The organism is Collinsella aerofaciens, assembly GCF_040910265.1.
Taxonomy (GTDB): domain Bacteria; phylum Actinomycetota; class Coriobacteriia; order Coriobacteriales; family Coriobacteriaceae; genus Collinsella; species Collinsella aerofaciens_BK.
On the sequence record NZ_JBDGAW010000001.1, the window covers coordinates 234,145 to 257,307 of the forward strand.

The window sequence follows — 23,163 nt, forward strand, 5'->3', positions numbered from 1 at the left end:
CTGTAACCCGAAAGGAATGACATGGGCAACTTGAACAACGGCGCGCTCGAGCGCAACGACTCACGTCGCGTGGCACTGGTCACGGGCGGCTCGCGGGGTATCGGCCGCGCCTGCGCTGTCGGTCTGGCGGAGGACGGCTTTAATATCGCCGTCGTCTATGCCGGTGGCGGCGATGCGGCGCGCGAGACGTGCGAAGCCTGCGAGGCCGCTGGTGCCACAGCTCGCGCGTATCAATGCGATGTGGCCGACCCCGCTGCCGTCAACGCATGCATGGAGACGGTCCTCAACGACTTTGGCTCCATTTGGGCGCTCGTCAACAACGCCGGCATCACGCGCGACGGCCTGCTCATGCGTATGGGTGACGATGCCTTCGACCGCGTGCTCGATGTCAATCTCAAGGGCACGTTCAATACGACGCGCGCGCTCACCAAGACCTTTATGCGCCAGCGCGGCGGTTGCGTCATCAACATGAGCTCGGTTGTGGGCCTGATGGGCAATGCCGGGCAGGTCAACTACGCTGCCTCCAAGGCGGGCGTGATCGGCCTGACCAAGGCGGTGGCGCGCGAGCTTGCGCCCCGCGGCGTTCGAGTGAACGCGGTTGCCCCCGGGTTTGTCGAGACGGATATGACGGCAAAGCTCTCGGAAAAGGTTCGCGCGGCAACCGAGGAGCAGATTCCCCTGAGGCGCATGGCGCGCCCCGAGGAAGTAGCCGGCGTGGTGCGCTTTTTGGCGAGTGATGCGGCTGCCTACATTACGGGCGAGGTCGTGCGCGTCGACGGCGGAATGGCGATGTAGAAACCAGGGCCGAACAACGGCTTGGATGAGGAGACCATGATGGAACAGAGAGCTGCAATCACCGGTATCGGCGCCGTATCGCCGCTCGGCAACACGGCGCTTGCCACCTGGGCGGCCATGTGCGCCGGCGCGTGCGGTATCGGACCGATCACGCACTTCGATACCGATGCGTTTGCCGTTAAGGTGGCGGCCGAGGTCAAGGGTTTTGACGGCAACGAGTACTTTGGCAAGCGTGACGCCAAGCACCTGGACCCCTGCGTCCAGTTTGCCTTGGCAGCGTCGGACGAGGCCATGCACGATGCGGGCTTTGATGTCGAGGGCGCCATCGATCGCGAGCGCCTGGGCGTCTACGTGGGTTCGGGCGTGGGCGGCATGCAGACACTCGTCGACAACGTCCACACGATTGCCGACCGTGGGCCCCGCCGCGCATCGCCCTATATGATCGCGATGATGATCCCCAATATGGCTTCGGGCAATATCGCAATCCGCCACAAGGCAAAGGGCCCGACCCTGCCCGTGGTGACCGCCTGCGCGACCTCGGCCCATGCCGTGGGCGAGGCGTTCCGCGCCATCAAGCATGGCTATGCCGATGCGATTCTCGCCGGCGGCGCCGAGGCCGCAATCATCCCCGATGCCGTTGCGGGCTTTACATCCTGCCGTGCTCTCACCACTAATCCTGACCCGTCGACGGCTTGCCGTCCGTTCGATGCAGACCGCGACGGCTTTGTGATGGGCGAGGGCGCCTGCGTGCTGGTTCTCGAGAGCATGGAGCATGCGCAGGCGCGCGGTGCGCACATTTATGCCGAGGTCGTGGGCTACGGCAACACCGATGATGCCTATCACATCACGAGCCCCGATCCCGAGGCTGCCGGCATTGCCCGTGCGATATCGCTGGCGGTGGCTGAGGGCGACGTTAAGCCTTCCGAGGGCCTCTACATCAACGCTCACGGCACCTCGACCAAGCTCAACGATTCGTCCGAGACGGCGGGCATAAAGCGTGCGCTCGGCGAGGACGCGGCACGCGCCGCGCACGTCTCGTCGACCAAGTCGATGACCGGCCACATGATCGGCGCCACGGGCGCCATCGAGGTCATGGCCTGCGCCATGGCGCTCGAGCAGGGCGTGGTGCCCCCGACCATTAACTACCACACGCCCGATCCCGCCTGCGATCTTGATTACACGCCCAATCGAGCGGTTCGCGCCGACCTTACCTGGGCGCTTTCGACCAATCTGGGCTTTGGCGGACACAACGCTGCCATCGCGCTGCGTAGATATACGAGGAGCTAGAGCATGGATTCCAAAAGACTTGCCGAGATAGCCGATGTTATGGAGGACCGCGGCCTCACGCGCGTACGCGTTGAGGAGCCCGATGGCACCGCGGTCGAACTCGAGCGCGCGAGCGCCGCGCAGCCGGTTGCCGTGCCCATGCCTATGCCGAGTGCCATGGCCGCTCAAGTTGCAGCTCCCACAGTCGCGCCTGCCGCACCGGAACCCGCCGCGCAGACTCCTGCCGCCGCGCCGGAGCCCAAGGGCACCGAGGTGACCGCTCCCATGGTCGGCGTTTTCTATGCTGCCCCGGCGCCGGGCGACGAACCGTTTGTGCACGTGGGTTCCAAGGTCAAGGCCGGCGAGACCCTCTGCATCATCGAGGCCATGAAGGTTCTCAACGAGGTGACGGCCGAGGCAGACGGCGAGGTGCTCGAGGTCTGCGTGGCCGACGGCGACCTCGTGGAGTTTGGCAGCTGCCTCATGAGGATCGGATAGGTGATATCCATGAACAAAGAAGAGCTTAAAGAACTGTTACCGCATCGCGAGCCGATGCTTTTGCTCGACGAAGCCGAGCTAGTGGGCGACGAGGCCCACGGCAAGATCACGATTACGGGCGACGAGTACTTTTTGCAGGGGCATTTTCCGGGAAACCCGGTCGTCCCCGGCGTGATCCAGTGCGAGATGCTCGCCCAGAACTGCTGCGTGCTGCTGATGGGCGATGAGGAGGCGCGCGGCGCGACGCCGTTCTACACGAGTCTGGACAAGGTGCGCTTTATGCGTCCGGTGCGCCCGGGCGACACGGTGGATTTGGTGTGCTCCATCACGCGTGCGCGCGGGCCGTTCCGCTTTGCGACGGGTACTGCGAGCGTCAACGGTGAGGTTTGCTGCCGCGCCGATATGTCTTTTGCACTCATGCACGAAAGTTAAGGAAGGCTTCATGTTCGACAAAGTGCTCATCGCCAACCGCGGCGAGGTTGCGGTCCGTGTTATCCGCGCGTGCCGCGATATGGGCATCAAGACCGTCGCCGTTTATTCCACGGCCGATGCGGACGCGCTGCACGTGCAGCTCGCCGACGAGGCGTATTGCATCGGCGGCCCGCGTCTTGCCGAGAGCTACCTCAACGACGATGCCGTGCTCACCTGTGCCGTGAAGTCGGGGGCAAAGGCGATCCATCCCGGCTACGGTTTCTTTTCCGAGAAGGCGAGCTTCGTGCGCGACTGCGACAAGTATGGCCTGGCGTTTGTTGGTCCTTCGGCCGAGGTGATCGACAGCATGGGCGACAAGGACGCCGCGCGTCGAACGGCTGCCGCGGCGGGCGTGCCCATCGTGCCGGGCTGTGATTTGCTCAAAAGCCCCGAGGAGGCAACGGCCGAGGCCGAGCGCATTGGCTGCCCCGTGCTTATTAAGGCGCGTGCAGGTGGTGGCGGTCGCGGCATTCGCAAGGTCGAGCGCGTGGAAGATGCGGCAAAGGCGTTCATCGAGGCGCGTGCCGAGGGGGAAGCCGTTTTTGGCGACGGCGAGTGCTACATGGAGAAGTTCGTCGCGCCGGCGCACCACGTCGAGGTGCAGATTATGGCCGATAAGCAGGGCCATGTGTTTTCGCTCGGCGAGCGTGAGTGCTCGGTGCAGCGCCGCAACCAAAAGCTAATCGAGGAGAGCCCCGCGCCGTGCCTCGACGGACACGACGACATTCGTGCTCGCATGCACAAGGCAGCGCGTGACCTGGCTCGTGCCGTCGGCTACGAAGGAGCCGGTACCATCGAGTTCCTGTATTCGGACGACGGCAATTTCTACTTTATGGAAATGAACACGCGCTTGCAGGTGGAGCATCCGGTTACGGAGTTTGTGACCGATACTGACTTGGTCAAGTGGCAGCTGCGCGTGGCGGCCGGCCAGCCCCTGCCCTTTGAGCAGGAGGACGTACCGGTCCGCAACCACGCCATGGAGTGCCGCATCAATGCCGAAACGCCGGACTTTCTGCCGTCATGCGGAACGGTCACCGCGTTGCGTGTGCCGGGTGGTCCGCGCGTGCGCTGGGATTCCGCCATGTTTACCGGTGCGAAAGTCCCGCCGTACTACGATTCCATGCTCGGCAAGCTCATCGTGTGTGCGCCCACGCGTGACGGCGCCATTCGCAAGATGCGCTCGGCCTTGGGCGAGCTCGTGATTGAGGGCGTGAGCGAAAACAGCGAGCTGCAGCTCGACGTGCTGGCAAACGACGAGTTCTTGTCGGGCATGTACCACACCGATCTGATGGGGCATCTCTATGCTGATGAATAGAAAAGCGAAGACGGTCAATGTCCTTGAGGGGCCGATGACCGAGTCGTGCGCCGAGTTTCCCGCGCGCCACGTGTTTATCAAGTGCCCGGAGTGCCGCCGTGTGATCGATGAGACACGCCTGCACGACAACCTCGAGGTCTGCCCTCGTTGCGGCAAACACTTTCGCGTGAGCGGTCGCGCGCGCATGCGCATGACGGTCGACGAGGGCACGTTTGAGGAATGGGATGCCAATCTGGCGTCGGAGGACTTCCTCTCGTTTCCCGGCTATGCCGACAAGCTCAAGAGCGTGAGCGAGCGTTCGGGCGAGCGCGATGCCGTTGTGTGCGGCAGGGGCAAAATCTGCGGTTGCGATACGGCGCTCTTCTTTATGGACGCCAACTTTATGATGGGCTCGATGGGCTCAGTGGTGGGCGAGAAGATCTGTCGCGCATTTGAGCGTGCGACCGAGCTGGGATTGCCAGTTGTCGGCTTTACCGTTTCGGGCGGTGCGCGCATGCAAGAGGGCGTGACCTCGCTTATGCAGATGGCCAAGATTTCTGCGGCGGTTAGGCGCCACAGCGAGGCGGGCGGCCTGTATATCACGGTGCTCACCGACCCCACGACCGGAGGCGTAACCGCGAGCTTTGCCATGGAGGGCGACATTATCCTGGCCGAGCCCGATGCCCTGACGGCATTTGCCGGCCCGCGCGTGATCGAGCAGAACATGCACAAGCGCCTGCCTAAGGGATTCCAGCGCTCCGAGTTTTTGCTGGAGCACGGCTTTTGCGATGCCGTTGTTCCGCGTGGCGAGATTGCGCTCACGGTAGGCGAGCTGCTGGCGCTGCACGAAGGGCACGCGCCCGGCCTGGGGGCACCGCATGAGATCGTGCATACGGGTCGTCGCGGCAAAAAGCTGGGACACTTGTTTAAGCGCTCGGCGGCGCCAAAAACCGCGCTCGAGATTGTCAAGCAGACCCGCTTGGCAGATCGCGCCACGGCGGGTGAGATGATCTCACTGGGCCTGGATGGATTTGTGGAGCTGCACGGCGACCGTTACTTTGGCGACGACGCCGCTGTGGTGGCTGGTATTGGCTGGAAAAACGGACGCCCCGTAACGGTCATCGCCATCGAGCGCGGCACCACGACCAAAGAGCGTATGCGCCGCAACTTTGGCATGGCGCATCCCGAGGGCTATCGCAAAGCGCGTCGCCTGATGCGCCAGGCCGAAAAGTTTGGTCGACCGGTTCTGTGCCTGGTCGATACTTCGGGTGCGTTTTGCGGCATCGGTGCCGAGGAGCGCGGCCAGGGCGAGGCGATTGCCCAGAATCTCATGGAGATGAGCGGCCTTAAGACGCCGATTGTCTCGGTGGTGACAGGCGAGGGCGGCTCTGGTGGCGCGCTGGCGCTGTCCGTGGCCGACCGCATCCTGATGCTCTCGAGCTCGGCCTATTCGGTCGTGAGCCCCGAGGCCTGTGCGTCGATCCTGTGGAAAGATACCGAGCGTGCGAATGAGGCCGCCGAGGCGCTTAAGCTCACGGCCCCCGATCTGTTGGCGCTCGGCATCATCGACGGCATTGTCGACGATAAGGGCCTGTCGCATGGGGAGATCGCCGGTGCCGTCATGTCCTCGGCATTTGCAGCTTTTGACAAATTGGGTGCGCTCGATGTCGATGAGCTCACCAATCTTCGCTATGAAAAATATCGAGCAATCGGTAAGTACCGCATGATGTGACAAAGGGACAGTCCGCATGTCACATGGAGAAAGGCGTTCCATGCCACAAGTCTCTAAGGCTACGTTGCCAACGACGTTGAAGTCGACCGCCATGGCCGTGGTGGACTATCTGTCCAAAAGCATGATGTCGGCGCTGCCGTTTATTGTCTGCGCGGCGTTGTTTCGCACCGTCGCCGTCATTATGGGCGAAGGCATGCTGGGTCTGTGGTCTGCAGATTCCGATATCTATCGCCTGTTCTACAGTTGGCTCTATAACGCCGGCTACTACTTTTTGCCCATTTATCTTGGTTGGGCGGCCGCCCGCCAGCTCGGTTGCTCGGAGCAGCTGGGCATGATGCTGGGCGGCGTATTGATTGCGCCCGATCTGCTTAAGCTCGTCGATGTCGCATCGACGACGGCGGCATCGATGACTTCCGTGTATGGTCTGTTTCCCGCGCCGGTCAACGATTACACGACGACTGTTATTCCGGTTCTCATCTCGGTGCCCGTGCTATGGCGAGTGGAGTGTTTCTTTCAGCGCGTTATCCCTCAGGCCGTGGCGTTTTCGTTCGTTCCGTTTGCGACCATGCTCGTTATGGTTCCGGTTTCGCTGTGTATTACGGCGCCGGCGGGCAGCTATCTGGGCATGCTGTTGGGCCAACTTATGTTTATGCTTGGCAATTCCGGTGGCATCGTGTCGCTGCTCACGCTCATGGGGCTTGCCGCGGGTTGGGAGTTTCTTAAGATTGCGGGCGTCAGCAACGTTGTCCTATCGCTTGCGTACGCGCAGTTTATGAGCGTGGGAACGGATTCGTGCATTCTCATTGCCGCGACAATGGCGACGTTCGCCGTTTGGGGCATGCCCTTTGGTGCGTCGCTCCGCGTTGCGGATAAGGATGAGAAGGCGCTCATGCTGGGCTATTCAATCTCGGGCGTGCTTGGCGGCGTAAGCGAGCCGGCGCTGTACGGCTGCGGTTTTAAATATGGCAGGTGCCTGACGTGCATGGCCATTGGCGGCGCCGTCGGAGGCCTTGTTGCAGCCGTGGGCCACGTTACGGCTTATACCATCGGCATGACGAATGTCCTCATGGTCATTGGCTTTGCCACGGGCGGTATTTCGAACCTGCTGTGGTGCTGCGTTGCCGGCGGCACGGCATTTGCGGCGTCTGCGGCGCTGAGCTACTGCTTTGGCGTGGTGCCGACGAAGGGGCGAGCGACGGGGGACGGAGCCGATTCACCCGAAACCTCGAAGAGCGTGGCCGAAGTAAGCGCGTAAACCTGTGCGACACAAGGACGATTCCTTTGCCATATTCCAAGGCCGTGGCCCGTGTGGGTTGCGGCCTTTTTTGTATCTGGGGGACAAAGTGGCTACACTACAATCCGTTTGAGCAATAGATATATAGGTAGTACCGTGGGGGCGGATGTAGATGGTCGAGTGGATTGTTAAGCGTGCGCAGGGCGACCGTGCGCGCGTGGGCACGTTGACGGGCGTTGTGTGTATTCTCGCCAATGTGGCACTATGTGCTGCGAAGGGCGCAATTGGCGTGGTTTCGGGATCGGTTTCGATCGTGGCGGATGCCATGAACAACCTGTCCGATGCCAGCTCGAATATCGTGAGCGTGCTGGGCTTTAAGCTGGCGAGCAAGCCGGCCGACCCCGAGCATCCTTACGGTCACGGTCGCTACGAGTATCTCTCGGGTCTGGTCGTGGCGGCGCTCGTACTGCTGATCGGCCTTGAGCTTATCAAGTCCTCGGTTGAGCGCGTCATCCACCCCGAACCTGTCGAGTTCTCGCTTGCCCTGGTGACGGTTCTAGTGCTTTCGATGGTCGTAAAGCTCTGGATGGCGGCCCTCAACCAAAAGCTCGGTGACCGTATTGAGTCCGATACGCTGCATGCGACGGCTCAGGACTCAAAGAACGATGTCCTGGCCACGGGCGCTGTGCTGGCGTGCGCGATTGTTTCCCAGATGACGCATGTCAATCTTGATGCTTGGGTCGGCCTTGCCGTTGGCGTCTATATTGGCTGGAGCGGCTTTGAGCTTATCCAAGATACGGTGAGCCCCCTTTTGGGCCAGGCACCCGATCCCAAGCTGGTCAAGCACATCCGAGACAAGATCATGAGCTACCCCGGCGTTTTGGGCGTTCACGATTTGATGGTTCACGACTACGGCCCGGGCAGGAAGTTTGCAAGTGCGCATGCCGAGATGGCGGCCGAGGCCAGCCCGCTGGAAAGTCACGACACGCTCGATAATATCGAGCAGTCGTTTAGGGACGAGGACGGCATGATCGTCACGCTCCATTACGATCCCATCGTGACCGACGATTCAAATGTGGCGAGCATGCGCCTGTGCATCAACGCTATGGCCCAGGAGATCGATAGACGCCTTTCGATTCACGATTTGCGTTGCGTGCCGGGCCCCACGCACACCAATGTGATCTTTGACTGCGTGCGACCCTCGGACCTGCAGATGAGTGCCGAAGACTTAAAGCACACGCTGGCACAACGGGTCGAATCGGAATATCCCAAGTCGATTGCCAAGATTACGATCGACGAAGACTACGTAGGGCATACCCACGAGTAGGGCTGTGCCGGCAAAGCAAGTTATACAGAAGGGGAGACTATGAAGAAGCTGTATCTGCTCCGCCACGGCCAGACGGAATTCAACGTCAAAAAGCTCGTCCAGGGTCGCTGCGATTCACCGCTCACCAATTTGGGTCGTCAACAGGCACAGACAGCCGCCGCATGGCTCAAGGTCCATGGCGTCGTCCCCGACAAAGTAGTCTCATCACCCTTAGGCCGAGCCATGGACACGGCAAGTCTCGTCGCATGCGAACTCCTCGGTCCGGATGCAGCAGTCGAGCCCTGCGAAGGCATCATCGAGCGCTGCTACGGAACCTTTGAGGAAGGTCCCCACGACGCATTGCCTACCGACGTATGGGATCCGGGCGAGGACTTGGTTCCCTTCGGAGGAGAAGGAAGCCAGGCGCTGCAAGAGCGCATGGTAGACACCCTCACCAATATCATGGGCGCCGAGGGCATCGAAACCCTCCTAGCAGTAAGCCACGGCAGCGCCAGCCGCCAATTCATCAAGGCTGCAGCCCCAGAAGGCTTCGAGCTCCCAGCAAAACTCCCCAACTGCGCCATCATGATCTTCGATTTTGACGAGGAAAAGCCGCAAGCAGAAGGCGAGCCAATGCAGTGTAAGTTCACCCTTCAGCAAATAGTGGACCCCCAACAAAGTAATTAGCTGAGCGAGCAGAGTTAAGCAGACATCAACGTGTCGTCTCCCGAGCTTGGCAGAGGGGCGGCGAAATATATTAAGTTTGTCGCGAGTTCCGCACGCAAAGGAAAGCACTTAATGTGCTTTCCGTCTTGCGCAGGACTGTAGAGCAGCAAACTTAATATATTTCGCCGCCCCTCTGCCAAGCCCAGGCGACTCCACGCACTTTACCTGCGTAAACAATGTGAGTGAAATATGAATCTCGATGGATACGCCCGCAGCCGTGTATACTAAACAGCTGTGTGAAACCAGGGGAGTATTCTGGCTGGACAAAATGCCTGCTTAATAGGGTTGTCAGGTAGTCTGGGCGCAATACAAGACTGGGGAGCACGTCGTGTAAGTAGTGGTCCTCTAGGGGCGTACGCTCGGTGGTGTACGCATTGTCCCAAGACCACGCGAGAGTTGGGATCATATCTTGATCAGCATGATTCTCGGCCGCAAGATTGGCATGACCCAGGTTTGGGACGAGGACGACAACGTCGTTCCCGTCACGGTCATCCAGGCTGGCCCCTGCGCTGTCTCGCAGGTTAAAACTCAGGCAACCGACGGCTATGACGCCGTCCAGATCGGTTTCGGCGACATCAAGGCCAAGAACGTGAACAAGCCCATGGCTGGTCACTTCGCCAAGGCCGGCGTCGAGCCTGTCCGCTTCCTTCGTGAGGTCCGCGTCGAGAACGGCGAGGAGCACAAGGTCGGCGAGGTCGTCACCGTCGCTGATTTCGCTGATGTCGAGAAGGTCGACGTCATCGGTACCTCCAAGGGTAAGGGCTTCCAGGGTCGCATCAAGCGCTGGGGTCAGCGCCGCGGTCCTATGACGCATGGTTCTCACTTCCAGCGTCACCCCGGTTCTATCGGTCAGTGCGCCTATCCTGCGCGCGTCCTCAAGGGCGTCAAGATGGCCGGTCACATGGGTAACGAGCGCGTTACCGTCAAGAACCTTTCCGTTGTCCGCATCGATGCCGAGCAGAACCTCATCTTGGTCAAGGGCGCTGTCCCGGGTGCCAAGAATGGTCTCGTCGCCATCCGTATGGCCTAAGGGCCCAGCCCATTTAGCCCAGCGTCATACCAAGGAGAACACTTAAATGGCAAAGTTTGAAGTAAAGAACAGCGAGGGCAAGAAGGTCGCCGAGGCCGAGCTCGCCGCTGAGGTGTACGGCATCGAGCCGAACATCCACGTTATGCACCACATCGTCAAGTGCCAGATGGCCTCTTGGCGTCAGGGCACCCAGTCCGCTAAGGGCCGCTCTGAGGTTTCCGGTGGCGGCAAGAAACCTTGGCGTCAGAAGGGCACCGGCCGTGCCCGCCAGGGTTCCATCCGTGCTGCCCAGTGGCGTCACGGTGGCGTTGTCTTCGCCCCCAAGCCCCGTTCCTACGCTAAGCGTATGAACAACAAGGAGGTCAAGCTGGCTATGCGCTCCGCGCTGTCCGCCAAGCTGGCCGATGGCGAGCTCGTGCTCGTCGACGACTACGGCTTCGAGAAGCCTTCCACCAAGGCTGCCGTTGCCATGCTCAAGGCTCTCGGCCTTGAGGGCAAGCGTCTGACCATCATCGTTCGCGATGAGGACGTCAACGCCTACCTGTCGTTCCGCAACATTCCCAAGACGTTCATCATCACTGCCGACGAGGCCAACACCTACGATCTCGTCAACAACAACGCCGTGCTGATGCCCGCCGACATCGCCGCTCACTTCGGGGAGGTGCTTGCTTAAATGACCGCCCACGAGATCATCATCCGTCCGATCGTGTCCGAGCGTTCCTTCTCCGGCATGGAGCAGAACAAGTACACGTTCGAGGTCGCCAAGGATGCTAACAAGTATCAGATCAAGGACGCTGTCGAGGAGATCTTCGGCGTCAAGGTCGTTCGCGTGAACACCCTGACGGTCAAGCCCAAGACCAAGCGCGTGCGCTATGTCGCCGGCAAGACCCGTTCTTGGAAGAAGGCCATCGTCACGCTGGCCGAGGGCGACACCATCGAGGTCTTTGGCAACCAGGCCTAAGACTCGCTGCTGTTGAGTGAGCTCATGCCTCCCAAATAGGGGAGGCGAGAGCTCAAGGTTTTGGGCGTATAAAATGGACACGCCCGGAGCCGTGTATACGTCCGGTGTCATCGCACCCGAGGCAGAACCTCGAATCCCTGTCTGCGATGGCTAACGGATTCCTATTGAAAGGGATTGTAATGGCTGTAAAGCACCTTAAGCCGACCTCCGCTGGTAGGCGTTGGCAGACGATCTCCGACTTCTCCGAGATCACCTGCACCAAGCCCGAGAAGTCTCTTCTCGAGCCCCTGCCCAAGAAGGCCGGTCGTAACAACAACGGCCGCATCACCACCCGCCACCAGGGCGGCGGCGTGAAGCGTCGTTACCGCGTGATCGACTTCAAGCGCAACAAGGACGGCGTGCCCGCCAAGGTTGCCACGATCGAGTACGATCCGAACCGTTCCGCTCGCATCGCTCTGCTGCACTACGCTGACGGTGAGAAGCGCTACATCCTGGCCCCCAAGGGCCTCGAGGTCGGTCAGACCGTCATGTCCGGTTCTGACGCCGACATCAAGCCGGGCAACGCTCTGCCCCTCGCCGACATCCCCGTCGGTACGCTCATCCACGCCGTCGAGTTCCAGCCGGGCAAGGGCGCTGCTATCGCCCGTTCCGCCGGTAACTCCTGCCAGCTGATGGGTAAGGAGGGCAAGTACGCTATCGTCCGCATGCCTTCCTCCGAGATGCGCCGCATCCTCGTTACCTGCCGCGCCACCGTCGGTGAGGTCGGCAACGCCGATCACTCCAACATCGTCATCGGCAAGGCCGGCCGTAAGCGTCACATGAACGTGCGCCCGACCGTCCGCGGTACCGTCATGAACCCTGTCGACCACCCGCACGGCGGTGGCGAGGGCAAGAACCACACCTCTGGTCGTCCCTCTGTTACCCCCTGGGGTAAGCCGACGAAGGGCCTTCGTACGCGCAAGAAGAAGAAGGTCTCGAACCAGCACATCATTCGTCGCCGTAAGAAGTAATTTCGGATACCGAGTTTTAGGAGAAAGCACTTATGAGCAGAAGTCTCAAAAAGGGCCCGTTCGTGGAGACTCGCCTTCTCTCGCGTATCACCGCGATGAACGAGGCTGGCAAGAAGGACGTCGTGAAGACCTGGTCCCGCGCGTCCACCATCTTCCCCGAGATGGTTGGTCACACCATCGCCGTCCACGACGGCCGCAAGCATGTGCCCGTGTATGTTACCGAGTCCATGGTTGGTCACAAGCTCGGCGAGTTCGCGCCGACTCGTACGTTCCGTGGCCACAAGGCCAAATAGGGGGTTAACCGTAAATGGCAACTAAGTCTATTGAAACTGAGGCCACCGAGGTTCGCGCCGTCGCTAAGTACGTGCGTGTTTCCCCCAGCAAGGCCCGCCTGGTGGTCGATCTGATCCGCCGCAAGCCTGTCGCTCAGGCCTTCGACATCCTCCACTTCTGCGACCGCGCCGTCGCCGTGGATGTCGAGAAGGTTCTCCGTTCCGCCGTTGCGAACGCCGAGAACAACAATGGTCTGCGTGCCGACAACCTGGTTGTCGCCGCTGCCTATGTTGACGAGGGTCCGACGCTTAAGCGCATCCGTCCCCGCGCCAAGGGTTCCGCTTCTCGCATTCTGAAGCGTACTTCCCACATCACCGTCGTCGTTGCTCCTCGAAAGGAGGCGTAAAGCTGTATGGGTCAGAAAGTCTACCCCACCGGCTTCCGTCTTGGCATCACCGAGAACTGGCGCTCCCGCTGGTTCGCAGAGAAGGATTACGCTAAGACCCTCGGTAACGATCTCGAGATCCGCAAGTACCTCGAGAAGCGTCTTTCCCGCGCAGCTGTCTCCCGCGTCGAGATCGAGCGCGCTGGCGACAAGGTGAAGGTCATCATCCTCACCGCTCGCCCCGGCGTTGTCATCGGTAAGAAGGGTGCCGAGATCGATACCCTCCGCACCGAGCTCGAGAAGGTCGCTGGCGTCTCCAAGGGCCAGCTCTCCGTCGACGTTGTCGAGATCAAGCGCCCCGAGCTCGACGCCAACCTCGTTGCTCAGTCCATCGCTGAGCAGCTCGAGGGCCGCGTTGCCTTCCGTCGCGCTATGCGCAAGGCTGTCCAGTCCGCCCGCAAGGCCGGCGCCAAGGGCATCCGTATCCAGTGCTCCGGTCGTCTCGGCGGTGCCGAGATGGGCCGTCGTGAGTGGTACCGTGAGGGTCGCGTGCCTCTGCACACCCTCCGCGCCAAGATCGACTACGGCACGGCTGTCGCCAGCACCACCATGGGTGCCTGCGGCGTGAAGGTCTGGATCTACCTGGGCGAGAAGCTCCCGGGCCAGCCTGTTCCCAACCCTGCACTCGAGGGCTCTTCCCGTCCTCGTCGTCGTAACTCCGAGAGGAGGGGTCAGTAGTGCTTGCCCCTAAGCGTATTCTTCACCGCAAGGTGCAGCGTGGCTCCATGAAGGGCCAGGCCAAGGGTAATACCGAGCTGCATTTCGGCGAGTTTGGTATCCAGGCTCTCGAGGCTCATTGGATCACCAACCGTCAGATCGAGGCCGCTCGTATTGCCATGACCCGCTACATGAAGCGTGGCGGTCGTGTCTACATCACGATCTTCCCCGATAAGCCCATCACCAAGAAGCCTGCCGAGACTCGCATGGGTTCTGGTAAGGGTAACCCCGAGGAGTGGGTGGCCGTCGTCAAGCCCGGCCGCATCATGTTCGAGGTCAAGGGCGTGCCCGAGGAGGTCGCTCGCGAGGCTCTGCGTCTTGCACAGCACAAGCTTCCCATTAAGACCAAGATTGTTGCTGCCAAGAACGCTGAGCAGCGCATCCAGAAGGAGATGGCTGAGGAGGCCGCTCTCGAGGCCAAGTGGGCTGCTGAGGACGCCGCCGCCGCCAAGGAGGAGAACTAATGAAGCCCGCAGAGATTCGTGAGCTCTCGGACGCTCAGCTCGTTGAGAAGCTGAAGGAAATGCGCGCCGAGCTCTTTAACCTTCGTTTCCAGATGGCCACCAGCCAGCTGGACAACACCGCTCGCGTCAACACCGTGAAGAAGGACATCGCTCGCGTCCTCACGGAGCAGCGCGCCCGCGAGATCGCAGCGGAGAAGTCCGCTGTCGCCGAGTAGGACCTAAGGAGAGAACATGACTGATTCGCGTAACTCGCGTAAGGTCCGTACGGGTGTCGTTACCTCCGTCTCCGGTGCCAAGACCATCGTTGTCACCATCACCGAGCGCAAGCGTCACCCCAAGTACGGCAAGATGATGACCAGCTCCAAGAAGCTGCACGCTCACGACGAGGAGTGCACGGCTGGCGTGGGCGATACCGTCCGCGTTATGGAGACCCGTCCTATGTCCAAGATGAAGCGCTGGCGCCTCATCGAGGTCGTCGAGCGCGCTAAATAAGCAGTCGCTCTTACGACTTGTACGTTTCCGAAGATGTGCGTATGCCTGGCTTGCATACCACGGGCCGTATAAAGGCTGCGCACCTCTCTTCGGTTCTTAGTTCGGAGGAACATCTACCATGATTCAGATGCAAACCATGCTGAACGTCGCCGACAACTCCGGCGCTCGCAAGATTCGCTGCATCAAGGTGCTTGGCGGTTCCAAGCGTCGTTATGCAGGCATCGGCGATGTGTTCATCGGTGCTGTCCAGGAGGCTACCCCTGGCGCCAACGTCAAGAAGAAGGACGTTGTCCGTTGCGTCGTCGTTCGCACCGTTAAGGAGATCCGCCGCAAGGATGGCTCCTACATTCGCTTTGATGAGAACGCCTGCGTTGTCATCAACAACGATGGTTCGCCCGTCGGCACCCGTATCTTCGGGCCCGTCGCTCGCGAGCTTCGTGACAAGAAGTACATGAAGATCGTCTCGCTCGCTCCCGAGACCCTGTAGTTAGGGGAGATATATGTATATCAAGAAGGGCGATAAGGTCCAGGTTCTCTCTGGTAAGGATCGCGGCAAGCAGGGCGTTGTCCTGCGTGCTCTCCCCGCCGAGAACAAGGTCGTTGTCGAGGGCGTTTCGGTCGTCAAGAAGGCCGTCAAGCCCAACGCTGCCAACCAGCAGGGCGGCATCGTTTCGCAGGAGGCTCCCATCGATGCCTCCAACGTCAATCTCGTTTGCCCCGAGTGCGGTAAGGTTACCCGCGTCGGTCACGAGAAGGACGGCAAGAACAAGCTGCGCGTCTGCAAGAAGTGCGGCCACAAGTTCTAAGCTGCCCGCAACAGTTAAGTTGCTAGCAAAGGCCCGGATGCCACGGCACCCGGGCCTTTTTTGATCCCTTGGGGACGGAGGAAAACGGATCATTACCGTCCGCAAGGGTGCCGGTGATCCGTTTTCCTCCGTCCCCAGGGGATCAGGTGATGCGCATCTGTGCGTAGCTGCGTGCGTATGATTGCGTGAGTATACGTGTATATGCGCCGTTAACTCCTGAATTTTGACCATTTAGCGGTAATACACGCAGAAGCACGCACATACACGCGTATTTGTGCGAATATAGAGCTGTCAGAAATGAAAGACTTTTCACGATGTAGGAGGCACATATGGCAGATTCCAAGCAGGCTCCACTCGACTCCGCGGCAGCCGCAAAGGCAGCGTTCGCTTCGGTCCAGGGCAAGCCGTTCCCCGATGATATCTTTACGGCTCCCGAGCTTCGTTGGGCTGTGATTGGGTGCGGCGTTATCGCCAACCAGATGGCCCAGTCTCTCGCTCTTGCCGGTCGCAAGCTTGCGGGCGTCGCTAATCGCACGCTGTCAAAGGCTCAAGCTTTTGCCGAGCAGTATGGCATCGAGAAGGTCTATGAAACGGCCGAGGACCTCTATGCCGACCCTAACATCGACGCGATCTATATCACCACTCCGCATAACACGCATATCACCTACCTGCGCGCCGCCCTGTCAGCTGGCAAGCACGTGCTCTGCGAAAAGGCCATTACCCTCAACTCCGCCGAGCTCGACGAGGCACGTGCCATTGCCGACGAGCATAACGTGGTCCTTATGGACGCTACAACGGTGCTCCACATGCCCTTATATCAAGAGCTGCGCCGCCGCATGGATGCCGCTGAGTTTGGCCGCATGAACCTCGCTCAGCTCAACTTTGGCAGCTACAAGGAGTACGGCGATCTGACCAACCGTTTCTACAATCGCAACCTTGCTGGCGGTGCCATGCTCGACATTGGCGTCTATGCTCTGTCCGTTATGCGCCTCTTTATGGCAAGCCAGCCCGATGAGGTCGTTTCGCTGGGCAACACCTGTGAGACCGGCGTTGACGTTGCGGGTGGCATCGTCTGCCGTAATGCCGAGCAGCAGATGGGTGTTGTGAGTCTTACGCTTCACTCCAAGCAGCCCAAGCGCTCGGTCATCAGCTTTGACAAGTGCTATATCGAGGTCAACGAGTATCCGCGTGCCGATCACGCGACCATTGTGTGGACTGCGGACGGCCACCGCGACGAGGTCCACGCCGGCACCGAGGCTTATGCCCTGTGCTACGAGATGGCCGACCTCGAGAAGGCGGTTGCCGGCGACGACTCCAAGCGTGAGCTGCTGGATTATGCTTATGATGTTATGGAGCTTATGACCAAGCTCCGCGCCGACTGGGGAGTCGTGTACCCCGAGGAGGAGTAAGCGATGCTTGCGGAAGATAGGCTCAACGCGATTGTGTCGATGGTGCAGCAGGCTGGCTCGGTTACTGTGCCAGAGCTTGCCGATACCCTGGGCGTGACGGCGTCTACCATTCGGCGCGACCTGCAGACGCTCGATCGAGCGCACCGCATCGCCAAGGTCCACGGCGGAGCGACGAGTCTTGAACGCGCGCACGTGGCGCGCGACCTAACGCTCAATGAGCGCAGCGACCTCCATAACGACGACAAGGAGCGTATCTGCGCCCGTGCGGCGGCGCTTGTGGAGCCCGAGAGCTTTGTATACATCGACTCGGGCTCGACGACGCTCAAGCTCATCGAGCATCTTCCACACCTTGAAGGTGTCACCTACGTGACCGACTCCGTGCTCCATGCTCAGCATCTCGCCCTGCGCGGCATGCGCACTGTGGTGTTGGGTGGCGAGCTCAAGCCCGAGACCGAGGCGCTCGTTGGCCCCGATGCCTTGGCAACCCTAGACCACTACAACTTCAACTGTGGCTTTTGGGGTTCTAACGGCATTGCTGCCGAGCAGGGCTTCACGGCGCCAGATATCGAGGAGGCGCAAGTAAAGCGCATCTCGATGCGCCATACGGCCAAGCGCTTCGTAATCTCGGACGCCAGCAAATTTGGCATGGTGGCGCCCGTCAAGTTTGCGGACTTCCGCGACGCAACGATTATTACCGCAGGCGAGGTCCCCGCCAAGTACCGGGCAATGGACAACGTCATCACGGTCTAGCAAGCAGAGGCAGGTTAAGGCCAAAACCACCGCAAAGGTGCCTGTCCCCATTGTGGCGGTTAGTAACGAAAACCGAGTAGTTTTCCCATTAGAAAAGCGACAACGTCCATCACGGGCGTTGCCGCTTTCGTTGTCTGCCGGCTTGTCTAAGTCTGTAACAACTGGACCGTTAAAAGTAGGCTAGGTGTTACAGATTGAGATACTTCCGAACCGCGCCGTCCCTTTGTCTCAATCTGTAACATCTGGGACGGATTTTGCCGAGTTACTGTTACAGATTGAGATTTTCCCTTGAGGGGGATTTGAGTGTCTCGATCTGTAACAGATAGACCGGAAAATGGGTTCTAACTGTTACAGATCGAGACGTTTTGGGACCGCGGCTAAGCCATTGCGTCAAAACCACCACAAAGGTGCCTGTCCCCATTGTGGTGGTTTAAGGCTCCCAGGGGCAGGGGGCTTCGATGTGGATGTGCTCGCCGGTAACGGGATGCGTAAAGGACACGCTGTGGGCGTGGAGCATCAATCCACAGGGGCGAGCAGTGCCGTACAGGTCGTCGCCGACCAGGGGGTGATGCTCACTGGCCAGGTGGACGCGAATCTGATGCTTGCGGCCGGTGAGCAGCTCGACATCGATATACGAACGCGTGGGCAGACCTCGGCGGCTCTTAAGGCGCTTGAGCACCTTCACGCGCGTCTGCGACGGCTTGCCGTTGGCGCCGACGCGCATCTTGCGGCTGTCGTGGCGGTCGCGGGCGATGGGCTTGTCGATGAGCTTCTCGTTCCAGTCGATCTTGCCCTCGGCCAGCGCCAGATAGTGCTTTTCGAAGGCGTGGTCGTTCACCATCTGGTCAAAGGCGGGCTGCGTCTGCTTGTCGAGCGAGAACAGCACCACGCCGGTGGTGTTGCGGTCCAGGCGGTTGAGCGGCTGCATGTCGGTCGCGGCAAAGCCGTCGCCCATCGCCAGCAAAAGGTCGCTGGCGTAGTCGGTAAGTGTGCGCTCACCGGTGCCGTCGCCGTGGACGATCATGCCGGCGGGCTTATCGATGGCCATGAGCCAGGCGTCGCAGTAGAGGACTTGAGGTTCTTCGTTCACGTGTAAGCCTTTCGGTTAGCTAATTCCCACAAACATGCAGCCCGAGGTGGCGCCGCGCAGGCGGGCAGCGGGCTTGCGACCTGCCTGAGCTGCCTCAATGGCGCGGCGGACACGAGCAACGGCACGGCCAATCTCATCGGCTTCGAGCAGGGTTCCGTCAACCATAAGACGGCGCACGCCGGCATCGAGCAACTGTGGAACCTGCGGCGTGAGGTCGATAGGGTAGGCATCGTACAGGCGTGAGCGGCCGTGGATGTCGGTACGCACGGGCATGACCTTGCCGTCGATATTCTTGAGCGACAGCTTGCGGACGCGCAGGCGGCAGCTGGCACAATCGTGGATACAACCGTTGGCCACCTGCAGGATGCAGTGCTCGCTCGTCATAACGCGCGGGCGGCCGAACACGGTGATGCCCAGGGCTGCGGGCGCGGAGGTGCCAAGCGAGATAATCTCGTCGAGCGTGATCTCGGGCGAAAGCCAAAACGCGCCGGCCCCGCGCTCGGCAAGTGCCTCCATGCAAGGCGTGTTGTGCACGGGCAGGCAGGATCGGATCTCGGCCGTGGCGCCGGTCTGCGCGGCAGTAGCAAGCTCGGAGATATTGCCGACGGCGACAGTCGCTCCAGCCTGTATCCACGGGTCGACACGTACGTGGTCAACGGCGCGGCAGACCTCATCGAGCACGGGTACGATGCCCTGCTCAAACGCATCGGCGGGGGAGAGTTCGGCCGCATCGAGCGCGTCGGTGGTCATGTAGATGCACGTTGCGCCCTCGGCGCGAGCGGCCTCGGCAGCCTCGAGCGAGGTGACGGCGGCGCAGATCTGCGGCTCGTCGCGGTAATGCTCGGGCATGGCGCGCGTACATTTGTCGAGCACCGGCAGCTCGAGCGTGCGGGCACGCTCGTCATACGGCGCCAGAATGGCCTCTTCCAGCGCCTTGCAAGCGGCGGCGCGCACCTTATGTACGGCGGAAAAGCCCATGCCACAGCCCTCATCGAGCGCCACATCAAAGCTCGCAGCCTCAAAGGGCGAGGAGCCCATGCGTCCGACGTGCTCCACCAGATCGGCCGCCTCGACGGCGCGAGTCTTGGCGGCCTCGACGGTAAAGCCGGTGGCGGTGGCGGTGAGCGCGGGGTCGTCGCAGCAGGTGAGCGTAACGGTAAATGGCTCGTCCAGACGTGCCACAACGGACACATCTACGGCGCGGCGGCGCAGCACGTCGCGCTTGAGCGCGGAACCGGCGGCGTCAATAGCGCGCTGGCTTCGAATCACGCGCACGCGGCAGCCCTCGGGCATGCTGCGGGGCACGCGGCACTCGATGATGTCGCCGGCAGCCGCATCCTCGGCGGCGATGGTGGTCAGGAACTGGTCGAACTCATCGTCGTGACGAAGCTCCAGCAGGTCGCCCTTGCCCACGGGCTCAAACAGCTCAATGCGGGCGATGGCGGCGCGGCGACGACGGTCGTCGGGCTTGAGCCCGCGCACATCGCGGTTGGCCAGGCGGCTGCCGAGTACCGTGCCTACGATCTGGCCGCGGTTGTTGGAGCGCTCGTAGCTCATCATCTCGTCGCCCGAGGTGCCGTCCTGATAGGCGTGCGTAAAGTCGCGGTTAAAGCAGCGCTTGAGTTGGCGCTGGCGGGCGGCATCCTCATCCTTAGAGGTCGAAACATCGGCCAGCATGTCATCAATCTGATGACGATACACGTCGACGATGGAATACACGTAATCGGGGGCCTTCATGCGGCCCTCGAGCTTGAGCGATGCGGCGCCGGCGTCATACAGACGGCGAACAAGCTGCGACGTGTTGGTGTCACGCGGGCATAGCGCACGCTCGCGGCCGGCGGGGGAGAGCGTGCGGCCGTTCTCGTCGATCAGCTCGTAAGGCAAGCGACAGGGCTGAGCGCACATGCCGCGGTTGGCCGAGCGGCCCGCCATGGCGAAGCTCGACAGCAGGCACAGGCCCGAGTAGCAAAAGCAGATGGCACCGTGGCTAAAGACCTCGAGGTCAACGTCGGGCGCGGCGTCGTGGATGGCGGCGATCTCGTCAATGGAGAGCTCGCGCGACAAGGTCACGCGGTCGGCGCCCTGCTCGCGGCACCAAAGCGTTCCGCGGTCATCATGGATGTTCGCCTGGGTCGAGATGTGTGTCTCGATACCGGGCATGGTGCGCTTGACCTCAAAGAACAGGCCCCAGTCCTGGATGATAAAGGCGTCGGCGCCCAGCGTGGAGCAGCGATGGATGAGCTGCAGCGCATCGCTCATCTCGGACTGCTTGATGACGATGTTTACCGTGACATAAACGCGCGAGCCGGCCAGGTGTGCAGCACGGCAGGCCTGCTCAAAGGCCTCGTCGGTAAAGTTCGTTGCCTTGCGGCGGGCGTTGAAGCTGCCCATGCCGCAGTAGATGGCGTCTGCCCCGGCGGCTAGTGCGGCGGCAAAGGGCTCCGGGCCTCCGGCGGGGGCCAAGAGCTCGGGCCTGCGGTTGGTGGTTCGACTGGCGGTTGCGGTCATATCCTGCCTTTCAAAATGCTCAGATACTCAAAAGTATAGTGGTGCAGTCGCGGCAGGCGATGCCCGCAGCCTAAGCAGGACAAAGTCTTCAGCAGCCCCTCAGGTAAAAATGATCCCTTTTCCTCCGTCCCTAAGGGATCACGTGATCCGAAGGGGACGGAGGAAAAGGGATCAGTATTCGGGCACGTCGCCGGTCACGCCGTTCATCGGCCCGTACGCGCCGTTGGGCGATAAAATATTATCGCAATCTGATAATTATCTTGCATCGGGCAAAATCATCCCCTACCATCCCAATCAAGCGCGGTGTTCAGACCGAACTGTGCCTCCCGGTGCGAACGCCGCGCTCACGCTCTCTATTTGATTGTAAGGAGAAAAACATGAGCAAGACCGTCGTGTCTTCCGATAACGCACCGGCCGCCATCGGCCCGTATTCCCCCGGCATCCAGACCGGCAACATGGTGTTTCTGTCCGGCCAGCTGGGCATTGACCCTGCAACCGGCAAGATGCCCGAGGGCGTCGAGGCTCAGGCCAAGCAGTCCCTCGCTAACGTCGAGGCCCTGCTGACCGCTGCCGGCGCCACGTTTGCCGATGTCGTCAAGACCACGGTCTACCTGGCCGACATCGCCGACTTCGCCGCCGTGAACGAGATCTACGCCTCCAAGTTCGAGGCTCCGTTCCCCGCGCGCAGCGCCTTCCAGGTTGCCGCCCTTCCGGCTGGCGGTCTGGTCGAGATCGAGGTCATCGCCGCCCTCTAGGGCGTTGGCAACAACTAAACATGACATGCAAAAAGACCCTGCAGCGCGTGTGAGCTGCAGGGTCTTTTGTCAAGCGATGCGACAAAAATGATCCGTTTTCCTCCGTCCCCAAGGGATCAGTGGGTTAGCCCTCCTTGCGGACCTTTTGCAGATAGCGGTAGACGCTGGGCTCAGAGATTCCAAGCGCGGCGGCAGCGCAGGCAACGGCGCCCTTGAGCATAAACACGCCGTTGCCGTTGAGATGGCGGATAACATCGACGCGGTCGGCCTGGCCGAGCGAGGCGACATCCTGCCCGCGGCTTTCGAGCAGCTCGGAAATACTGCGGTCGATGAGCTCCTGCGTGGACTCCGAAAGGCTTTCGACCTCGATGGGGGAGGGCTCGGTGCGTGCGGGAGCGGCGTCAAAGCAGGCCATAAGCTGCTGGGCCATGGCACTGATGTTGCGCACGGCCGAAAGATCGGTGTTGACGCAGAGCATGCCGACGATCTCGCCGTCCTCGCGAATGAAGTACGTCGCCGACTCCAGCGTCTTGCCACCGGCACCGCGGCCTTCGTAGCCCGTAATGAACGGCAGATCGCGATATTTACCATCGTGCATGATCTTGAGTGCCAGATCGGTGGCGGGACCGCCGACCTTACGGCCGCTCACGATGCCGTTGCGAATATCGACGATGGCGTGGTCGGGATCCGAGAAATCGTGCAGCACGATTTCGCTGTTTTTGCCGAGTATCTGCTCCAGGAAATCGACCATCGGCAAAAAGCGACGTACGGTCTCGTTCACGGGCAACTCCTTTGGGTGAAATCGGAAATGTTCATAACAATTTTTTCTCATGGTAACACGGTGTCTATTGACTCGCATATTCGCAGGTACATTGCGTAATACGGACGAGCGGTAGGAATTTGGCGGTAAACGGTCGACCAAAAGAAAAGTTAGATGTTATTTTGACCAGACACTTTCCTGACCTGCGGAAATGCATTGCCTCAGCTCAAGAATAGTCTGATAACAAAAAATTATTATTGAGAATGAGAATCATCTTTAATACGATATGCAACGAAGGCACAACCTCACCCCCGCACTGCGTCACAATAGAGCGTTAGATGCGAAAACAACTACTTCGAGGATTGGTGGTC

At 60.7% G+C, this 23,163-nt stretch carries 26 protein-coding genes and 1 pseudogene; 24 read left to right on the plus strand and 3 right to left on the minus strand.

What is annotated here, in order from left to right; translation table 11 throughout:
• Positions 1 to 21 precede the first annotated feature (21 nt).
• The 23 genes and pseudogenes from fabG (at position 22) to AB5Z14_RS01110 (ending at position 17,679) form a co-directional block, all read left to right on the plus strand.
• A complete protein-coding gene (gene fabG / locus AB5Z14_RS01000) occupies positions 22 to 795 on the plus strand; it encodes a 3-oxoacyl-[acyl-carrier-protein] reductase (protein WP_368129936.1) in 774 nt (257 codons plus the stop codon).
• A gap of 39 nt (positions 796 to 834) precedes the next feature.
• The gene (gene fabF, locus AB5Z14_RS01005) at positions 835 to 2,082 is read left to right on the plus strand and encodes a beta-ketoacyl-ACP synthase II (RefSeq protein WP_368129937.1); all 1,248 of its coding nucleotides are present in this window, start codon (positions 835 to 837) and stop codon (positions 2,080 to 2,082) included.
• Positions 2,083 to 2,085: 3 nt separating this feature from the next.
• Positions 2,086 to 2,559: an acetyl-CoA carboxylase biotin carboxyl carrier protein gene (gene accB, locus AB5Z14_RS01010; protein WP_368129938.1), complete on the plus strand. Its 474-nt coding sequence runs from the start codon at positions 2,086 to 2,088 to the stop codon at positions 2,557 to 2,559.
• Between the two features lie 9 nt (positions 2,560 to 2,568).
• On the plus strand, positions 2,569 to 2,991 hold the full coding sequence (fabZ, locus tag AB5Z14_RS01015; RefSeq protein ID WP_368129939.1) for a 3-hydroxyacyl-ACP dehydratase FabZ: 423 nt from the start codon (positions 2,569 to 2,571) through the stop codon (positions 2,989 to 2,991).
• A 10-nt stretch (positions 2,992 to 3,001) separates the two neighbouring features.
• Positions 3,002 to 4,345, plus strand: coding sequence for an acetyl-CoA carboxylase biotin carboxylase subunit (locus AB5Z14_RS01020; protein ID WP_368129940.1), 1,344 nt, complete (start codon positions 3,002 to 3,004; stop codon positions 4,343 to 4,345).
• Positions 4,332 to 6,056 (plus strand): acetyl-CoA carboxylase, carboxyltransferase subunit beta, encoded by a 1,725-nt coding sequence (gene accD, locus AB5Z14_RS01025; protein ID WP_368129941.1) that lies wholly within the window; start codon positions 4,332 to 4,334, stop codon positions 6,054 to 6,056. The genes AB5Z14_RS01020 and accD overlap by 14 nt, the downstream gene beginning before the upstream one ends.
• A 40-nt stretch (positions 6,057 to 6,096) precedes the next feature.
• Positions 6,097 to 7,311, plus strand: a complete 1,215-nt coding sequence (locus AB5Z14_RS01030; protein ID WP_368129942.1) for a PTS sugar transporter subunit IIC — start codon at positions 6,097 to 6,099, stop codon at positions 7,309 to 7,311.
• A gap of 151 nt (positions 7,312 to 7,462) precedes the next feature.
• Positions 7,463 to 8,617, plus strand: coding sequence for a cation diffusion facilitator family transporter (locus AB5Z14_RS01035; protein ID WP_368129943.1), 1,155 nt, complete (start codon positions 7,463 to 7,465; stop codon positions 8,615 to 8,617).
• A gap of 39 nt (positions 8,618 to 8,656) precedes the next feature.
• The gene (locus AB5Z14_RS01040) at positions 8,657 to 9,283 is read left to right on the plus strand and encodes a histidine phosphatase family protein (protein ID WP_368129944.1); all 627 of its coding nucleotides are present in this window, start codon (positions 8,657 to 8,659) and stop codon (positions 9,281 to 9,283) included.
• Positions 9,284 to 9,731: 448 nt separating this feature from the next.
• Entirely contained in the window at positions 9,732 to 10,352 is a 621-nt protein-coding gene (gene rplC, locus AB5Z14_RS01045) for a 50S ribosomal protein L3 (protein ID WP_035137484.1), read from the plus strand.
• A gap of 46 nt (positions 10,353 to 10,398) precedes the next feature.
• A complete protein-coding gene (rplD, locus tag AB5Z14_RS01050; protein ID WP_006235032.1) occupies positions 10,399 to 11,025 on the plus strand; it encodes a 50S ribosomal protein L4 in 627 nt (208 codons plus the stop codon).
• Entirely contained in the window at positions 11,026 to 11,313 is a 288-nt protein-coding gene (rplW, locus tag AB5Z14_RS01055; protein ID WP_006235033.1) for a 50S ribosomal protein L23, read from the plus strand. It abuts the gene before it with no gap.
• Positions 11,314 to 11,492: 179 nt separating this feature from the next.
• Positions 11,493 to 12,323 (plus strand): 50S ribosomal protein L2, encoded by an 831-nt coding sequence (rplB, locus tag AB5Z14_RS01060; protein ID WP_138113074.1) that lies wholly within the window; start codon positions 11,493 to 11,495, stop codon positions 12,321 to 12,323.
• Positions 12,324 to 12,355: 32 nt separating this feature from the next.
• Positions 12,356 to 12,616: a 30S ribosomal protein S19 gene (gene rpsS, locus AB5Z14_RS01065; RefSeq protein WP_006235035.1), complete on the plus strand. Its 261-nt coding sequence runs from the start codon at positions 12,356 to 12,358 to the stop codon at positions 12,614 to 12,616.
• Positions 12,617 to 12,630: 14 nt separating this feature from the next.
• Positions 12,631 to 13,002, plus strand: coding sequence for a 50S ribosomal protein L22 (rplV, locus tag AB5Z14_RS01070; RefSeq protein WP_006235036.1), 372 nt, complete (start codon positions 12,631 to 12,633; stop codon positions 13,000 to 13,002).
• Positions 13,003 to 13,008: 6 nt separating this feature from the next.
• Entirely contained in the window at positions 13,009 to 13,719 is a 711-nt protein-coding gene (rpsC, locus tag AB5Z14_RS01075; RefSeq protein ID WP_006235037.1) for a 30S ribosomal protein S3, read from the plus strand.
• Positions 13,719 to 14,132, plus strand: a pseudogene (gene rplP / locus AB5Z14_RS01080) (50S ribosomal protein L16); the annotation flags it as partial. The gene rpsC and the pseudogene rplP, both read left to right, overlap by 1 nt.
• 89 nt (positions 14,133 to 14,221) lie before the next feature.
• Positions 14,222 to 14,437 carry a 50S ribosomal protein L29 gene (gene rpmC, locus AB5Z14_RS01085; protein WP_006235039.1) on the plus strand — a complete coding sequence of 72 codons (216 nt, stop codon included), beginning with the start codon at positions 14,222 to 14,224 and terminating at the stop codon, positions 14,435 to 14,437.
• Positions 14,438 to 14,453: 16 nt separating this feature from the next.
• The gene (rpsQ, locus tag AB5Z14_RS01090; protein WP_006235040.1) at positions 14,454 to 14,714 is read left to right on the plus strand and encodes a 30S ribosomal protein S17; all 261 of its coding nucleotides are present in this window, start codon (positions 14,454 to 14,456) and stop codon (positions 14,712 to 14,714) included.
• 118 nt (positions 14,715 to 14,832) lie between these two features.
• A complete protein-coding gene (rplN, locus tag AB5Z14_RS01095) occupies positions 14,833 to 15,201 on the plus strand; it encodes a 50S ribosomal protein L14 (protein WP_006235041.1) in 369 nt (122 codons plus the stop codon).
• Between the two features lie 13 nt (positions 15,202 to 15,214).
• Entirely contained in the window at positions 15,215 to 15,520 is a 306-nt protein-coding gene (rplX, locus tag AB5Z14_RS01100) for a 50S ribosomal protein L24 (RefSeq protein WP_006235043.1), read from the plus strand.
• Positions 15,521 to 15,849: 329 nt separating this feature from the next.
• On the plus strand, positions 15,850 to 16,929 hold the full coding sequence (locus AB5Z14_RS01105; protein ID WP_368129945.1) for a Gfo/Idh/MocA family protein: 1,080 nt from the start codon (positions 15,850 to 15,852) through the stop codon (positions 16,927 to 16,929).
• Positions 16,930 to 16,932: 3 nt separating this feature from the next.
• Positions 16,933 to 17,679, plus strand: coding sequence for a DeoR/GlpR family DNA-binding transcription regulator (locus tag AB5Z14_RS01110; protein WP_368129946.1), 747 nt, complete (start codon positions 16,933 to 16,935; stop codon positions 17,677 to 17,679).
• A 430-nt stretch (positions 17,680 to 18,109) separates the two neighbouring features.
• Here the strand turns inward: AB5Z14_RS01110 and AB5Z14_RS01115 are convergent, their stop codons facing one another.
• Positions 18,110 to 18,769, minus strand: a complete 660-nt coding sequence (locus AB5Z14_RS01115) for an RluA family pseudouridine synthase (protein WP_368129947.1) — start codon at positions 18,767 to 18,769, stop codon at positions 18,110 to 18,112.
• A gap of 15 nt (positions 18,770 to 18,784) precedes the next feature.
• Positions 18,785 to 21,277 carry a U32 family peptidase gene (locus AB5Z14_RS01120; protein ID WP_368129948.1) on the minus strand — a complete coding sequence of 831 codons (2,493 nt, stop codon included), beginning with the start codon at positions 21,275 to 21,277 and terminating at the stop codon, positions 18,785 to 18,787.
• Positions 21,278 to 21,654: 377 nt separating this feature from the next.
• Between AB5Z14_RS01120 and AB5Z14_RS01125 the strand changes: the two genes are divergently transcribed.
• Complete coding sequence (locus tag AB5Z14_RS01125; protein ID WP_118345133.1) at positions 21,655 to 22,032, plus strand: RidA family protein; 378 nt, start codon at positions 21,655 to 21,657, stop codon at positions 22,030 to 22,032.
• A gap of 124 nt (positions 22,033 to 22,156) precedes the next feature.
• Here the strand turns inward: AB5Z14_RS01125 and AB5Z14_RS01130 are convergent, their stop codons facing one another.
• Positions 22,157 to 22,813, minus strand: a complete 657-nt coding sequence (locus tag AB5Z14_RS01130; RefSeq protein WP_368129949.1) for a helix-turn-helix transcriptional regulator — start codon at positions 22,811 to 22,813, stop codon at positions 22,157 to 22,159.
• Positions 22,814 to 23,163: the final 350 nt, after the last annotated feature.

Coding starts and splice junctions, on each gene's coding strand:
- fabG (WP_368129936.1), top strand. CDS start 22: ATGGGCAACTTGAACAACGGCGCGCTCGAGCGCAACGACTCACGTCGC.
- fabF (WP_368129937.1), top strand. CDS start 835: ATGGAACAGAGAGCTGCAATCACCGGTATCGGCGCCGTATCGCCGCTC.
- accB (WP_368129938.1), top strand. CDS start 2,086: ATGGATTCCAAAAGACTTGCCGAGATAGCCGATGTTATGGAGGACCGC.
- fabZ (WP_368129939.1), top strand. CDS start 2,569: ATGAACAAAGAAGAGCTTAAAGAACTGTTACCGCATCGCGAGCCGATG.
- AB5Z14_RS01020 (WP_368129940.1), top strand. CDS start 3,002: ATGTTCGACAAAGTGCTCATCGCCAACCGCGGCGAGGTTGCGGTCCGT.
- accD (WP_368129941.1), top strand. CDS start 4,332: ATGCTGATGAATAGAAAAGCGAAGACGGTCAATGTCCTTGAGGGGCCG.
- AB5Z14_RS01030 (WP_368129942.1), top strand. CDS start 6,097: ATGCCACAAGTCTCTAAGGCTACGTTGCCAACGACGTTGAAGTCGACC.
- AB5Z14_RS01035 (WP_368129943.1), top strand. CDS start 7,463: ATGGTCGAGTGGATTGTTAAGCGTGCGCAGGGCGACCGTGCGCGCGTG.
- AB5Z14_RS01040 (WP_368129944.1), top strand. CDS start 8,657: ATGAAGAAGCTGTATCTGCTCCGCCACGGCCAGACGGAATTCAACGTC.
- rplD (WP_006235032.1), top strand. CDS start 10,399: ATGGCAAAGTTTGAAGTAAAGAACAGCGAGGGCAAGAAGGTCGCCGAG.
- rplW (WP_006235033.1), top strand. CDS start 11,026: ATGACCGCCCACGAGATCATCATCCGTCCGATCGTGTCCGAGCGTTCC.
- rplB (WP_138113074.1), top strand. CDS start 11,493: ATGGCTGTAAAGCACCTTAAGCCGACCTCCGCTGGTAGGCGTTGGCAG.
- rpsS (WP_006235035.1), top strand. CDS start 12,356: ATGAGCAGAAGTCTCAAAAAGGGCCCGTTCGTGGAGACTCGCCTTCTC.
- rplV (WP_006235036.1), top strand. CDS start 12,631: ATGGCAACTAAGTCTATTGAAACTGAGGCCACCGAGGTTCGCGCCGTC.
- rpsC (WP_006235037.1), top strand. CDS start 13,009: ATGGGTCAGAAAGTCTACCCCACCGGCTTCCGTCTTGGCATCACCGAG.
- rpmC (WP_006235039.1), top strand. CDS start 14,222: ATGAAGCCCGCAGAGATTCGTGAGCTCTCGGACGCTCAGCTCGTTGAG.
- rpsQ (WP_006235040.1), top strand. CDS start 14,454: ATGACTGATTCGCGTAACTCGCGTAAGGTCCGTACGGGTGTCGTTACC.
- rplN (WP_006235041.1), top strand. CDS start 14,833: ATGATTCAGATGCAAACCATGCTGAACGTCGCCGACAACTCCGGCGCT.
- rplX (WP_006235043.1), top strand. CDS start 15,215: ATGTATATCAAGAAGGGCGATAAGGTCCAGGTTCTCTCTGGTAAGGAT.
- AB5Z14_RS01105 (WP_368129945.1), top strand. CDS start 15,850: ATGGCAGATTCCAAGCAGGCTCCACTCGACTCCGCGGCAGCCGCAAAG.
- AB5Z14_RS01110 (WP_368129946.1), top strand. CDS start 16,933: ATGCTTGCGGAAGATAGGCTCAACGCGATTGTGTCGATGGTGCAGCAG.
- AB5Z14_RS01120 (WP_368129948.1), bottom strand. CDS start 21,277: ATGACCGCAACCGCCAGTCGAACCACCAACCGCAGGCCCGAGCTCTTG.
- AB5Z14_RS01125 (WP_118345133.1), top strand. CDS start 21,655: ATGAGCAAGACCGTCGTGTCTTCCGATAACGCACCGGCCGCCATCGGC.